Consider the following 14443-nt stretch of genomic DNA (forward strand, 5'->3'; position numbering starts at 1 on the left):
AATGCCCACTATGCGCCCTTGTCATATTTATTTTATTTATTGCTGACAGCGTTTGCGGCTGATCGTGGGATCCAGCTGCTGATCACAATCTACACACAAGACTATGCCGCATGAGCTAAACATGGCATGAATAAAATCATTTATCTAGTATAGCTGTCACTGAAGGTTCGACAGTACGTCTCCAGAAGCGTGCATACTGATTTCTATAAGAAAAAATTATCATTTCTTCTTGGCTTAGGTTTGGGAAATCAACATAAATAGCCCCAACTTCGGCTGTGTTTAATAAGTCCACACCTAAGACTTGATAGCGCTCAAGTACCCGTGGATGCGGATGATTAAACCGATTTAAATAGCCCGTACTGACTAAAGCTAACTTAGGTGCAACAGCTTGTAAAAATTGAGCAGACGATGAGGTCTTACTCCCATGATGTGGCATCAGCACCACATCAGCTTGTAAAGCTGCACCCATATTGATTAATCCTTGTTCGGTAGCCTTTTCAATATCCGATGGTAATAATAAAGCATGTTGAGCATTGCTCACCTTTAGCACACAAGCCTGATTATTGGTTTTGGAATAGGCCAGTTTAGAATCGGGGCTTAAGACCTCAAACTTAACCTCATCCCAAATCCAAACCTGCCCTGCAGTGCATAAGGTTAAATTTGAGTTGATAGGCATTGGAAAATTCTTCAATTGACTAGTCGCAACTTGCGCTACCTGAAACTTAGCTAAGAGATAATCGGCACCACCACGATGATCATTATCGCCATGCGAGACCATCAAGGTATCAATTTGCTGGATTTGCTGCGAATGCAACCAAGGTGCTACCACCATCTCGCCCATATCAAAACCATAAGGGGATTTGGAACCTGTATCAAAAACTAAAACATGCTCAGCGGTTTGCACGACCGTAGCTAAACCCTGCCCCACATCTAGCACGGTCAAACGAAACTCACCAAGTTTAGGTTTACTCGGTTGCCAAATAACTAACGGCAATAGACAGACTAAACCAAGCCAACGACTCGGCAAGCCCCTTGGCAAGAGCATTAATAAAACACCCAACAAAGCTAGGACTAAGTAGTACCAAGGTAAATCTGGAAAATAGATCAGCGCATTGGGAAGTTGTGCTAAATACTCCAGCCCCCAAGCTAAAATATCTAAAGCTTGTGCAGCCAACTGCCATAAGCTGCTGGCTAAAGCAAAAGACCAAGGCAAGCACAAAATCCCCAATAAAATCAGCGGTACGACCAGCAAAGTCACCCAAGGAATCGCCATTAAATTCGCAAGCGGTGAATACATCGGCAAGCTAGCAAAAAAGCCTATATTTAGGGGAATTAGGAAAATCGATAAGCTTAACTGTAAGCTAAATACTTTAACCCAAACTATCTTAGACTGATGTTGGCTTAGTAAAGCTAATAAAGCTACTGAGCCGAAGGATAGCCAAAAGCCAATCGACAAAGGTGCTAATGGATCAAGTATAAGCACGACGAATAAGGCTAAGGCGAAACTATTACTAAATGCTAAGCGTTGTTTAAATAGTAACCCAAGCATGAGAATCAGCACCATGACCAAGGAACGCTGAGTCGGAATATTGAAGCCAGCGAGTAAGGCATAGACTATTGCAAACCCCGCCCCTAAAACCCCACCCGCTAAACGCACAGGCAGATATAAATAGAGCTGTGGAAATAGACGCCAAAGCAGCAGCATCGGCAACAAACCAAAACTTGCCACCATCGCAATATGCAAACCGGAAATTGATAGCAAATGCGCAGTACCAGTAGCTTGTAGGATTTGCCATTGCTCCTTACTGATACCTGCAGTTGCAGAAACCGCTAAACCTTGAATTAAGCTAGTGCTGGGTTGCTCACCTAAGGCTTGACGAATGGCGTCACTAATGTATTCCCGAATAGAATCAATACTTAAAGACTTTGCTGCACTCAGGCGTAGGGATTGCTCTTGCCCGCGTACATAGCCGGTCGCGAGAATCCGTTCAGCAAACAACCAGCGCTCATAATCAAAGCCCCCCGGATTACTTAAACCATGGGGGCGCTTAGCGCGTATTACCCATTGCCAACGCTCGCCTGCTTTTAGTTCAGGTAAAACCTCTCCTTTTTGTGCATACCAAGTTAAACGCACTAAACCAGTGAATGCAGGGTTTAGGTTAGTATAACCATCTACCGCCAAAACTTGCTCCACATGGAAAAGAAAGCTGTAACCGGTCGTTAGCCGTTCAGGTAGATCCCGTATACTACCGATGAGGTGTATATCCTTTCCTTCTAGAGCCTGTGGTAATTGACCTTGCAAGGCGGTATTCGCGCTCCAACAAGCATAAGAAAAACTTAGAAAAAAGCAGATTATGTAGAGTAAGTACTTGCGCCTAAAGGGCACTAGACCTAATAATCCTGAGATTAAAATCGAGATGGTCACAATGAGGAGGCACCAGCTCTGATCGGGTAGCTGAGTGAACCAAACTAATGCACAAATGCCTAAGAGGCTACTTATTGCCAGTCCGCGCATGTTGCAACAATCAAGGAAGATCCTTTTATTTTTATTGGTTAGTAATTAAATAATGCCAAAGCGTTTATTTAAAAAGTTTTCGCCGCACCCAGATACGATTACGCAAAACAAATACATGCGTTATTTGGGTAGTTCTTTGTTTTTGCCTGCTCTTTGGCATTTCAATCGGCATAGTGTAGCCAAAGCTTTTGCAATTGGCCTAGCTTGCATGTGGATTCCGTTTCCGGGTCAATCCATTTTTGCAGCAGCCCTAGCAATTTTGTTTCGTGCCAATATTCCTATGTCAGTGGCACTAGTCTTCGTTACTAATCCAGTCACTGGCCCCCCCATGTTTTATGGTGCTTATGTTGTGGGTGCGCGTTTGCTAGATCAGCCGCAAATTCCTCATTTTGAGATGAATATCGAATGGCTAGAGCAAACGCTCGGGCAAATCTGGGAACCTATGGTAGTGGGTTGTCTAGTAGTGGCGGTAGTTTCGGCGCTAATTGGCTATTACGGTATCCAGTTTTTTTGGCGCTTTCATGTAAATCAAAAGCTTAGAGACCGACGTGATCGTCAAGAAAATGGTAGTTTGAAAGCCCAAACACTGATCACTCCCTCCCTCAACTCAGATAGCAATACACTAGCTGCGAAAATGAAAGATGAGCAGCGCTCTTAGCTCTAAGACACTGTTGAAAGAAACCTAGGCTGCTTGCAAGCGGCCTTCCACTAAACGATAGACTGAGTCCATGCGCCGCGCTAAGCTCAAATCATGGGTAACAATCACGAAGGCGGTTTGTAGAGCCTCATTTAGATTTTGCATCTGCTCAAATACTTGCTCAGCGGTATTCTGATCTAAATTCCCAGTTGGCTCATCCGCTAACACCGCATGTGGACGTGTCACCAAAGCACGTGCAATCGCAGCTCGCTGCCGCTCACCTCCGGATAACTGCCCAGGTTTATGCCCTAAACGCTTACCTAAACCGACTTTACTTAGCATATCTTCGGCTTGTTCAGTAGCCTCTTTAACTTTCACACCACGAATTAATAAAGGCATAGCGACATTTTCTAAAGCCGTAAACTCTGGCAGCAAATGGTGAAACTGATAAATAAAGCCTAAAGACTGATTGCGCAACAGACCACGATCTTTGTCTGAAAGCTGTTCCATACGTTTGCCCATAACCTCGACATGCCCAGAGCTAGGCAAATCTAAGCCACCTAATAAATGTAACAAGGTGCTCTTACCGCTACCTGAGCTACCGACGATTGCAATTCGATCTCCAGCACGCACAGTTAAATTAATACCACTTAGAACCGACACATCCAACTGGCCTTCTTGGAAGCGCTTACTCAAATCTTGGCAGTTGATAACAGTGGTGGGGGAAATAGCATTATTCATAACGTAAAGCCTCAGCTGGCTGCACTTTAGAAGCACGCCAAGCTGGATAAAGCGTGGCAACAATCGCCATTAATAAGGAGGAAATTGCAATCACAATCACATCTGCCGGATTCACTTTAGATTGCAACTCACTAATCTGATAAGCCTCAGCCGAGATAAAATGCGTATCTAATAGACGCTCTAACCAAGGCACAATCGTCTCTAAATGACTCGCTAGCAACACACCCAGCACGACACCTAAAAGCGTTCCGATGAAGCCAATCAAGCTACCTTGCACCATAAATACCCCCATAATACGTGCAGGTGACAAGCCTAAGGTACGCAAAATAGCGATATTTGCCTCTTTATCAGTAACGACCATCACTAAGGTGGAGACTAAATTAAAGGCAGCGACTGCAATAATCAGCATGAGGATAATAAACATCACGCTCTTTTGAATCTGTAAAGCTTTAAAAAAATTACCTTGCTGACTAGTCCAATCGCCGACCCATAAATTCGGATATTCTGGTAGAAGACGATTATAAATATCATCTGCCACCTTAGGTGCACGCCAAGCATCCCCTAAGCGTAAGCGCAAGCCGGTAATATTCTCACCCATACCTAAGGCTTGTTGGGCATCTTTTAAATTCACATAGGCAAAACCAGTATCATAATTTTGCATATCAACCCGAAAAATCGCTTTAACGGTGAAACGCTGCAAAACCGGTAGCTCACTGGTATCTAAAATATCTTCCGTTGGACTAATTAAAGTGAGCGCATCACCTAGCTCGACTTTCAGCTCTTTGGCTAGCCCAGCACCAATTGCAATTCCATTGCTGCCTGCAACTAAGGCTTGCATATCACCTTTTTCGACATGCTTAAATACATCAGCGACTTGGCTTTCTTGCTCTGGCTCAATCGCTTGAAGTAGGACACCACGTGCCTCATCACCTTGATTGAGCATGACTGGTTTTTCAATAAAAGCCGAAATTGCTTTTACATAAGGATAAGTTTGGATAGTAGAACGTAAGGCTGGTGCTTCAATACTATCTAGTTGCGCATCATTTTGAGAAGAAATGGTTACATGTGCCAACATCCCCAACATGCGATCCCGCAAGGTCACTTCAAAACCGTTCATCACCGACAACACGGTGATCAAAACCAATACGCCAATCGCGATGCCCAACATGGAGGCCAGTGAAATAAAGGAAACAAAATGGTTTTGGCGGCGCGCACGCGTATAACGTAAGCCAATAAATAGCTCTAGCGGCAAAAACGGCTTACTCATAACGTAAGGACTCCGCAGGCTGTACCGCTGCAGCACGACGTGCTGGATAAATGGTGGCTAACACTGAAAAGACTAAAGCGGCGGCGGCAATCCACCACACATCGCTCCAATGCAAATCGGAGGGCACTTCACTGATATAGAAAATATCGGCTGGAAAGACTTTAAAACCAAACGTATTTTCGAGGGCAGGAACAATCGTTTCAATATTTAAGGACAATAAAACACCTAAGACTACCCCCACCAAAGTCCCGAAAATCCCAATAATACTGCCTTGAATCATAAAGATACGCATCACCCGATTCGGTTCCAGCCCAAAGGTGCGCAAGATAGCAATATCCGCTTGCTTATCATTCACCGCCATGACTAAAGAAGCGACCAAATTAAACAAAGCTACAGCGACTACTAAGAATAAAATCAAAGTCATGGCAATTTTTTCAGTTTTAACCGCACGGAAGAAATTGCCGTGCTCCTTACTCCAATCAGCGACCTCAAATTGATTACCCAGCTTGGTCTGCAATTCATGAGCCAGTGGCTGAGCTGCAAATAAATCATCGAGTTTTAAACGAATCCCGCTGACCTGTCCCGGCATCTTGAATAAACGCTCAGCATCCTCCAGATGCACAAATGCTGTCATCTTATCGAATTCCTGCATGCCGAACTGGTGAATGCCAATCACCGTAAAGCGCCGTAAACGCGGCAATACGCCAGCCGGTGTCACTTGTACTTGGGGAACCACTACAGTGACTTTATCGCCTGGTACTACTTGCAAAGCATTGGCTAGCCCTGCTCCTAAAATGATTCCATAAGAACGCGGCTTTAAATCCTTAAAGCTACTCTCTAATAGAGAGAATCCTTGTTCATTCACCTGATCCTGATAATCTGGATGAATACCCTGTAAAAGCGTGCCCCGTAACAGATTGCTATTAGCAATCATGACTTGTTTTTGCACATAAGGGGCTGCTCCCAACACATGCGGCTCTTTGACCAGCTTTTCATAATTTGGCATCCAGTCAGAAAGCTTGCCATCTGTCCCAGAAACAGTGACATGCGCGACCACCCCCAGTATTCTGCTTCTGAGTTCTTTCTCAAATCCGTTCATAATAGACAGAATAGTGATCAGCACCATCACCCCAAGCATGATGCCGAGCATGGATGCAAAGGAAATGAATGAAATAAAACGGTTACGCCGCCGTGAGTGTGTATAGCGCTGCCCGATGAATAATTCTAATGGTCTAAACATGGGTGGCGATTGTACCGTTTGAACCACAAAATCACAGCTTAATTTGCTGTAATAAAACAAGTATCGACGTTTTGGAGTACGTTATGAAAACCCCAACATGGCTCTTATCGTGTGCGCTTTGTTTACCACTTGCCCTGAGTAGTTCTTTACCCCAAGTGGCTTATGCAGAACGAGGCGCTGAGCCATCTGCCTTACAACACAGTGTTTATAAGCGCACTGCCTATCCACGCCGTGGTGCAAGTATGCAACAAGTCCGTAAACGCTTTGGTAAACCGCATTCGGTGAAAGTCTCTCAAGGCAAAGTTAAACAGAAATGGCCAAAAATTACTGCTTGGGATTACGGTAGTTATACCGTCTATTTTGAACGAAGTCGTGTATTGCACACAGTGATCCATTAGCTTAAATCCCTAACTAGCAAACAGCAAACTGATCCGGGCAAGCTATACTCAATGCATACTATAACAACCTCAAATGAAGGACTTGCCCAATGGATAGAGAAGCTGAGATCAATGCCCGCCTAGACGCCTTTAATCGTAATCCAGTAGCTTTCATGAATGAAAAACCTACTAAATACGATACTAATGGCCACCCAGTGGCTGGGGTGAGTTTATTTAGTGCAAGCACCATTACTAATCGCCGCTTTGTGGAAGCTCGCGATATTGCACGGCAACGAGCTTTAGCAGTTGGTTCACATGGCACTGCCCGTGCGGCAGCTGCTGCAAACGATAACGCCGCTAATTTAGTCGATGCTTTACGTTATAACAAATTACACGATATGGAAAACGCACGGCTTACACAGGCTAAGCTAGCAGAATCACCGTGGTCAGATGATTATTGGGGTTTGTATAAAGGTGAGTTAGGTGCACGCTATGCAGATCCTAGCTTCCCAAATAGCGATAATTGGCAACAAAACTGGAATTATATCGTCGCGAATCCTGCTGCTGCGATTGTAAAAAGCCGTAGTGCCTCACGCATTAATCGGCTTGCACCCTCAGAAAAATACGATGCGATTCTGGGGGATAATAATAGCACCTTGACTAAGCGCATGTGGGCTGATGGCAAAAGCTTTTATGATGCGACCGGCTCCGTCGAAACGTGGATGGGTATTTGTCATGGCTGGTCACCCGCTGCATACATGTTAGCACGCCCTCGGCGTTCGGTTACTGTGGTTACACCGGACAATATTCCGATTAAATTTTTCCCCTCCGATATTAAAGCCCTATCATCTCTTTTGTGGGCGAATATGCCAGCACGCACACGCTTTATTGGCGGGCGTTGCAATGACAAAAATCCTGCGATGGATCAAAGCACGGGGCGGGTCGTATCTGCACAATGCTTTGACACTAACCCCGGTACTTGGCACTTAGCCGTCGTCAATCAGATTGGGGCTGCAAAGCGCAGTATGGTTTTTGATGTTACCTTTGATTATGAGGTCTGGAATCAGCCAGTGTATGGTTATAGCTATACTTATTTCAATCCACAAACCCGCAAAGCCACGAGTACCTTAGCTCAGGCCAAAGTAGCCATCAGTGCTTACACCAATGACAAATTCAAACGCTTCCGCAGCCCAATCGCTCGTTCAGTCGTCGGTGTGTCTATGCTGGTGTCTTATGTAGTAGAAACCAACCCAAGCCAACGTGAAGACGATAGCCCTGCTTATGACTCCATCCAGCAGGTGGCTTATGAGTATGATTTAGAGTTGGATGCTAATGATGTGATTATTGGTGGTGAATGGTATCGCAATGAACACCCCGACTTTTTGTGGACACCCACTAAAAGCATTCCAGCACAAACTCGCTATGAATCCGTGGCTACTGGTACTTGGGATGATATTCGCCGTGCAATGCCAGTCAGTTGGCGCACTGCAGGAATTCAAGCAGCGACTAATGACTACTCACCTTTAGCAAAAGTGGTGGAACGCTTAATTGCCTTTTCTAATGGAGGTGTACGTTCAACGACTGGAGTAGGACTTACACCTACTCCCCCAACACCCAGTAATCCGAGCACTACACCTAGTACGTCAACTAGTTCAACTAGCGCCAGCTCGCGTATCGGTGAATGGTTTAATCGGGTTTTAGGACGTTAGACAGAAAGCTAAAAAGCGGGGCTGATGTTTGCGACAACCCCGCTCGACATAAGCTGCCAGTAGCGATTGGAGGAGGAGTCAGGCAGCTGAGAGTGAACTTCTAATCAGCCTAAGCACCGGCTGGCTGAGGCATCAAACCGCCACGCGCTGGAAACATACGAGCAATCAAGCTTGCCGTAGTACCGGGGCGATAAGCTGTTTCTTGCTTTTTATGCTTATAGGTTAAGCTTTCTAGGGTAATCCCTTCTAAAAACTCCGCCACTCGCTCATCTAACCCCACTAGCATGGCATCAATATTCGCTTGATTGGAACAGGCCGCTGCATCGCGATCCTCCGTATCCCCATGCGTTTCAATCGCCCGTACAATATCGGCAATCGAAATCCGCCCGGCTGGACGCCCTAAACGATACCCACCGCCCGGGCCGCGAATCCCTTCAACAAGTCCTGCATGGCGTAAGCTATAAAATAGTTGTTCCATATATGACAAGGAAATACCTTGTTCTTTGGCGAGATTGCTTAAACGTAGTACCTTGCGATCGTTATGTAATGCCAACGCCAGCATCGCCATCACTGCACGTTGGCTTTGTGTTGTCAGTTTCATTGGCCGTCTCCTATATAACGGTTTACTTAAGGTATGGAGAGAGTATATAAAAGAATAATCTTAAGAAAAATTCGAATTTTAAATATATTCACTTCGTTAAAAACGAAGTGTTTAACGGAACTTTAAGCCTATGCTCAACTACAAACATTTATACTACATGCGTGAAGTGGCCACGGCTGGTAGCCTGACACGTGCTAGTGAACGTCTGCATTTAACTCCACAGACCTTAAGTGGCCAGATCAGCTTATTAGAAGAGTCTTTAGGAACTGAGTTGTTTAAACGCCAAGGCCGTAATCTCGAACTCACTGAAGCAGGGCAAGTTGCCTTGCAGTATGCGAATGAAATTTTTCAATTAGGTGAAGCCTTAGAGCAAATTCTGCAACAACTGCCTAAAGGCCGTGCTCAATTGTTTAGAGTCGGAGTCTCAGACTTAGTGCCCAAATCGATTGCTTATCGCTTATTACAGCCTGCCATGCTCATGAACAAAAAGATTCGGATTGTGTGCACTGAAGGTAAACTCTCAGATTTGCTTGCCGAATTAGGGGTGCATCGCATGGAGCTAGTTATCGCCGACAGTCCGATGCCTAGTTATATGAATGTGAAAGGTTTTAGTCACAAATTGGGTTCGAGCGGAATTAGTTTTTTCGCTAGTCCTGAATTAAAAGCCTCCCTCGTTGGTGAATTTCCTGCTTGTTTAGATGGAGCTGCTTTACTGATGTTAAGTGAAGGTGCAGCGATTCGCTCAAAGCTACTGGGCTGGTTTCATAGCCAACAAGTCAAACCGATGATTGTAGGTGAATTTGATGATAGTGCATTGATGCAAGCTTTCGGTTTTGCAGGCACAGGCGTATTTATTGCTCCCACCGCCTTAGAAGAAACGTTGGAGCAAGAAGGTAGAGTTGAAGTGATTGGACGTAGCTGTGAGATTTATGAAAACTTTTATGCAATCTCGATTGAGCGTAAAATCACGCACTCCGCCATCAAGGCAATCACTGAACATGCTCAAGGTTGGCTACATTAAGAAGGTTACATAATGGCAGAACAACAAACATCAGCAAATCCTTGCCTAAGTTGTGGTGCTTGCTGCGCTTGCTTTCGAGTTTCTTTTTATTGGGGCGAGTCCGATACCACTCCGGGTGGTTATGTACCCACTGACTTAACTCAGCCTATTTCCCCTTATCGAGCAGCAATGCGGGGAACAGATCAAGCTGAACCGCGCTGTGTAGCCCTAAAAGGCCAAGTAGGAAGTGAAGTTTTTTGCAATATTCATCCAAAACGCCCGTCGCCTTGCAGGGAATTCAATGCTTCGTGGGAAAAGAATGTCTTTAATGAAGCCTGTGACCGTGCACGTCAAAAATACCAGCTAGCGCCATTAACCGCAGATTGGGATCAGACTTAGGGAAATCTTATAGACTTTTGTTATTCAGGTCTTGTTTATTTAATAAAAATTTTCTATACTTGCTCAAAATAAAAAAGCGGATCAAAAAAAACTGATCCGCCTGCTTTGTGAAGGTGACTCAAGAACTCCAAAGATCCAGTCTTTGGTGATCAAGGACAGCGTTAAGCACAGCACATCCCTGATCTAGCTCTCAACCTACCCAACAACCAGCTCCCCAATGAATGGCCGGTTGTAAGGGCTAATTGAGAACAGCAACCTCAGCTCGCGTCATTCTGAAACCTCTAAGCCATTGAGTGTCAGAACGGCGGAAACATTATTTTTTTATTACAGCATCGTCGTGACGACAGAACCGCTACCACAAACCCCAATTTTCGCGATTCCTGCTGAAGTTGAAGCCCATTCTAGGTACATAGCACTGAATCAAACCTGAATGATTGGACGATTTTTTAATCAATTGTGTTTTTAAAGAAATAAAGCTGGATTAATCGCCGTACCATTGAGGTATACAGACCAATGAAGATGCGATCCTGTAGCCCTGCCAGTACTTCCAACTGCTCCTAAATAATCGCCCTGCCCCAAAACCTCGCCATTTTTCACCTTAATTTGGTTCAAATGGGCGTACATACTAATTAATCCACCACCATGATCGACATAAACCACATTCCCACTAAAAAATAAATTGCCGGTATAAATCACACGGCCTGGTGCAACGACTTTAACTGGTGTACCCGTAGCAGCGGCAATATCCATCCCACTATGGGGCTGACGTTGTTGTCCATTCAGAATACGGCGTAAGCCGAACCGTCCACTATCACGCCCTGCAACCGGACGAATAAATTCAGTGCTTAATACTTCACCAGTATATTGTTTCGTTAGGCGTTTCTGTAAAGCCATTTCTTGCACAATCCGTTCGGATGAATCGTCGTCAGGCTCAACTTTATTGTTATCTTTAATGCGTAAGTATTGTGTGCGGTAATGCTTAGGCTGAACCTCAAAACTAATGGTTTGTTGCACACCACCTAGGTTTATCTTAAGTTGCTGCAAACTTGGCTCAGTATCCAAAGGAATACCCACCAAGGCAACCCAACTATCACCCTCTGGAACAACCGTCACCCTAGCGCCTGCATAATAAGCCATCGGCCTATGCTCCTCTTGGCTAGCCAAAGGTAAAATAACCAAACCACCGGGGACTACCTGCTGAGTAGGAAATGCTTGCACTACACAGGCAGAAGCGAGTAGCGTTGAGCCTGCAAAGAGTTGGATAGCCCTGAACATTTTGTATACCCTGTTTTTTAGTGATTAATTATTATGTCCGAGCATAACATATTGGCTGAACGGATGAAGTCCATCCAAGCTTTTCACGTCATGGATATTTTGGCACGTGCGCGTCAGTTAGCCAGTCAAGGGCGCTCTATCATTCATATGGAAGTAGGTGAGCCAGATTTCGCCACCCCAGCACCGATTATTGAAGCGGGTATGCAAGCTTTAAAAAACGGACAAACTAAATACACACCTGCTTGTGGGATACCCGAACTGCGTGAGCGCATCGCCGATTGGTATTGGCAGCGGTTTCAAGTCAGAATTACCCCCGAACGAGTGATTGTCACCCCCGGTGCTTCTGGAGCGTTGCAATTAGCTTTAGGCGTATTGGTCAATCCACAAGATGAGGTGTTACTCACAGACCCGGGCTATCCTTGCAATCGGCATTTTTTATACTTATTTGAAGGCAAACCTATTTCACTCCCTGTTACCGCCGCACAAAATTATCAGCCAAACTTAAAACAAATCCAACAAGCTTGGAGTGAACACACTCGCGCAGTTTTATTAGCATCACCCGCTAATCCAACCGGTACTTTATTAAGCAGTGAACTAATCCAACAGCTCTATCACTATATTGCACAGCAACAGCGTACTTTTATCGTTGATGAAATCTACCAAGGCCTAACTTATGGACAAGAGCCACAAACTGCCCTGAGCGTTGCTGATGATATTTGGATCGTGAATAGCTTCTCCAAATATTTCGGCATGACCGGTTGGCGTTTAGGTTGGCTGATTGCACCAGAATATGCTTTAGATTCATTGAATCGCTTAGCACAGAACTTATTTCTCTCTCCACCGACTGTAGCTCAATATGCAGCGTTGGCAGCTTTTGGACAAAATACTTTAGAGATTACTGAAGCTCGCCGCTTGGAATTTGCGAAACGCCGTGACTTTTTATTACCTGCTTTGCAACATTTAGGCTTTGAAATTCAAAGTATACCGCAAGGAGCTTTTTATATTTATGCGGATTCCTCAGCCTTTAGTGAGAATAGCCATCTGCTAAGCTTAAATTTGTTAGAAACGGCTGGTGTTGCCTTTACACCGGGTATTGATTTTGGTGATTATTTAGCTAAAACACATGTACGCTTTGCTTACACCACCAACTTGCCTGAGTTAGAGCAGGCTGTGGAGCGCTTAGCTAAGTATCTGCCGTCTTAAGATTTAGGCGTATCGCAAGCGGTACCCATTAGAGGAATATTGTGATTAATAATCGGTGGTGCACCGGCCTGAATAACAAAAGAACTGTACCAAAGGGGTAGTTTCTGCGAATTAAAGCGAGCTAATTGCCCTTCATGATTAATATCTTCATTCCAGCCTAAATTTACCAAAGCTTTATTTGCACTAGTCACATACAGTTGGCCTTTTTCTAACTCGGTGACAGTACGTAAACCTTTGGGTAGTACAAACTGTAGAGTGTAAGTACCCGGCTTTAGCGGATACCAACGATAGTGGCCTTTTTTTGCATCCGCTTGTAATACCACATCTGCGCTTGGTGTAATCTTAAAGTTTTTAATTCCCCCTATAATCCGTCCGGTGGTGGCGCAATAGAAATAACCGCTTTCATCGATATCTAAATAATTCACGCGCCCGTCGCCATCGCGGTCTGCTTCACCCTCTACAACAGTTAGCACATTATCGCCATCGTCATCTTCGTCGAGAAAATCAAAAATACCATCACCATCGGTATCAACAGGATGTTTAGGATCAAGGCCGATTTCTAATTCATCAGGTAAACGATCACCATCCGTATCTGGCTTTTTGGCTAATTTAGTAACTCCCTCTACTACTGAACTAGGTAGATTCACTAACATACTCAGCTCAGCGGTTTCTGACACTTCAACCTCTAAAACCTGATTAGGATTGGCCAAGGTAGCAGTTGTGTCTACTGAACTACTCGGCATATTAGGAATAGCATTAGGCTTTTCAGCATTGGACACTACTTGATTAAAAGTAGTCACAGCCGTTGCTAGAACACTAGCATCATCCACTCCATCACCGTTCTGATCCTTACCTTTAGTTAGATCAGCATCAAATCGATCGTCAATGCCATCTTGATCATTATCTAAGCCAGCCAATCCTGCTTCTTGAGTATCCGATTGACCATCATTATCACTATCTGTATCCAAATAATCCGCTAAGCCATCTTGATCAGTGTCCCGTTTGGATTCGAGAACTGTCGGAATATGATCGCCATCATCATCCCAATCTAAAGCATTAATAATCGAATTCTGATCACTATCGCGCGGTTGTTGTGGATTAGCACCCAGCTCCAGTCCATCGCTTAAGCCATCCCCATCCGTATCCGCTAAAGCAGGATCCGTTTTAAGTTTGGTTTCTAAACTATCGACTAAACCATCCTGATCGAAGTCTGCCTGTAAAAGATTAGTTGGCTGCTGTTCAGAAGCAGATAGCCAAGAAGTTAAGCCGAGGGTGCTCAAAATAAAGCCCAATACAATCGTTCTAGCCTGCATTTTTTTGTACTATTCGTTGTTAGCTTGCCCAGAACAGCAACTCAAACTTTAGTTGATTTTAATAAGTTTGAGGCTGAATTTTTTTCATAAATTTTTCTTATCATAACAATGGTTAAACAAAACCACCAGATAATTATTTGCAAAATCATAGGCATGCATTATAGAA

At 44.5% G+C, this 14443-nt stretch carries 13 protein-coding genes; 6 read left to right on the forward strand and 7 right to left on the reverse strand.

The features are described from left to right. Nucleotides 1–136 precede the first annotated feature (136 nt). Complete coding sequence (locus tag Q0307_RS16750) at nt 137–2515, reverse strand: DNA internalization-related competence protein ComEC/Rec2 (protein WP_298662164.1); 2379 nt, start codon at nt 2513–2515, stop codon at nt 137–139. Nucleotides 2516–2567: 52 nt separating this feature from the next. Between Q0307_RS16750 and Q0307_RS16755 the strand changes: the two genes are divergently transcribed. Beyond that, nucleotides 2568–3173: a DUF2062 domain-containing protein gene (locus Q0307_RS16755; protein WP_298662165.1), complete on the forward strand. Its 606-nt coding sequence runs from the start codon at nt 2568–2570 to the stop codon at nt 3171–3173. A gap of 24 nt (nt 3174–3197) precedes the next feature. Here Q0307_RS16755 and lolD read toward each other — a convergent pair whose 3' ends face one another. Genes lolD through Q0307_RS16770 form a run of 3 tightly spaced genes read right to left on the reverse strand, consistent with a single transcriptional unit; the run spans nt 3198 to nt 6400 of the window. Beyond that, nucleotides 3198–3893: a lipoprotein-releasing ABC transporter ATP-binding protein LolD gene (gene lolD, locus Q0307_RS16760; protein ID WP_298662167.1), complete on the reverse strand. Its 696-nt coding sequence runs from the start codon at nt 3891–3893 to the stop codon at nt 3198–3200. Beyond that, on the reverse strand, nt 3886–5160 hold the full coding sequence (locus Q0307_RS16765) for a lipoprotein-releasing ABC transporter permease subunit (RefSeq protein WP_298662168.1): 1275 nt from the start codon (nt 5158–5160) through the stop codon (nt 3886–3888). Before Q0307_RS16765 ends, lolD begins: the two co-directional genes overlap by 8 nt. Beyond that, nucleotides 5153–6400 carry a lipoprotein-releasing ABC transporter permease subunit gene (locus Q0307_RS16770; protein WP_298662169.1) on the reverse strand — a complete coding sequence of 416 codons (1248 nt, stop codon included), beginning with the start codon at nt 6398–6400 and terminating at the stop codon, nt 5153–5155. The genes Q0307_RS16765 and Q0307_RS16770 overlap by 8 nt, the downstream gene beginning before the upstream one ends. An 83-nt stretch (nt 6401–6483) precedes the next feature. On the opposite strand from Q0307_RS16770, the gene Q0307_RS16775 reads away from it, so the two are divergent. Further along, nucleotides 6484–6798: a hypothetical protein gene (locus tag Q0307_RS16775; protein ID WP_298662170.1), complete on the forward strand. Its 315-nt coding sequence runs from the start codon at nt 6484–6486 to the stop codon at nt 6796–6798. 89 nt (nt 6799–6887) lie between these two features. Further along, a complete protein-coding gene (locus tag Q0307_RS16780; RefSeq protein ID WP_298662173.1) occupies nt 6888–8486 on the forward strand; it encodes a hypothetical protein in 1599 nt (532 codons plus the stop codon). Between the two features lie 109 nt (nt 8487–8595). On the opposite strand, the gene Q0307_RS16785 is transcribed toward Q0307_RS16780, so the two are convergent. After that, the gene (locus Q0307_RS16785; RefSeq protein ID WP_298662175.1) at nt 8596–9087 is read right to left on the reverse strand and encodes an Rrf2 family transcriptional regulator; all 492 of its coding nucleotides are present in this window, start codon (nt 9085–9087) and stop codon (nt 8596–8598) included. Nucleotides 9088–9217: 130 nt separating this feature from the next. On the opposite strand from Q0307_RS16785, the gene nhaR reads away from it, so the two are divergent. Both nhaR and Q0307_RS16795 read left to right on the forward strand, forming a co-directional pair. Continuing rightward, nucleotides 9218–10108 (forward strand): transcriptional activator NhaR, encoded by an 891-nt coding sequence (nhaR, locus tag Q0307_RS16790; protein WP_298662177.1) that lies wholly within the window; start codon nt 9218–9220, stop codon nt 10106–10108. A gap of 12 nt (nt 10109–10120) precedes the next feature. Next, nucleotides 10121–10486, forward strand: coding sequence for a YkgJ family cysteine cluster protein (locus tag Q0307_RS16795; RefSeq protein WP_298662178.1), 366 nt, complete (start codon nt 10121–10123; stop codon nt 10484–10486). A gap of 462 nt (nt 10487–10948) precedes the next feature. On the opposite strand, the gene Q0307_RS16800 is transcribed toward Q0307_RS16795, so the two are convergent. After that, the gene (locus Q0307_RS16800) at nt 10949–11761 is read right to left on the reverse strand and encodes a peptidoglycan DD-metalloendopeptidase family protein (RefSeq protein WP_298662180.1); all 813 of its coding nucleotides are present in this window, start codon (nt 11759–11761) and stop codon (nt 10949–10951) included. A 33-nt stretch (nt 11762–11794) separates the two neighbouring features. On the opposite strand from Q0307_RS16800, the gene Q0307_RS16805 reads away from it, so the two are divergent. Further along, nucleotides 11795–12964 (forward strand): pyridoxal phosphate-dependent aminotransferase, encoded by a 1170-nt coding sequence (locus Q0307_RS16805; protein ID WP_298662182.1) that lies wholly within the window; start codon nt 11795–11797, stop codon nt 12962–12964. On the opposite strand, the gene Q0307_RS16810 is transcribed toward Q0307_RS16805, so the two are convergent. Further along, nucleotides 12961–14277 carry a hypothetical protein gene (locus Q0307_RS16810; protein WP_298662183.1) on the reverse strand — a complete coding sequence of 439 codons (1317 nt, stop codon included), beginning with the start codon at nt 14275–14277 and terminating at the stop codon, nt 12961–12963. The two genes, Q0307_RS16805 and Q0307_RS16810, sit on opposite strands and share 4 nt — an antisense overlap. Between the last annotated feature and the right edge of the window lie 166 nt (nt 14278–14443).

The sequence above is a fragment of the uncultured Thiothrix sp. genome, from assembly GCF_937873765.1.
Classification (GTDB): Bacteria; Pseudomonadota; Gammaproteobacteria; order Thiotrichales; family Thiotrichaceae; genus Thiolinea.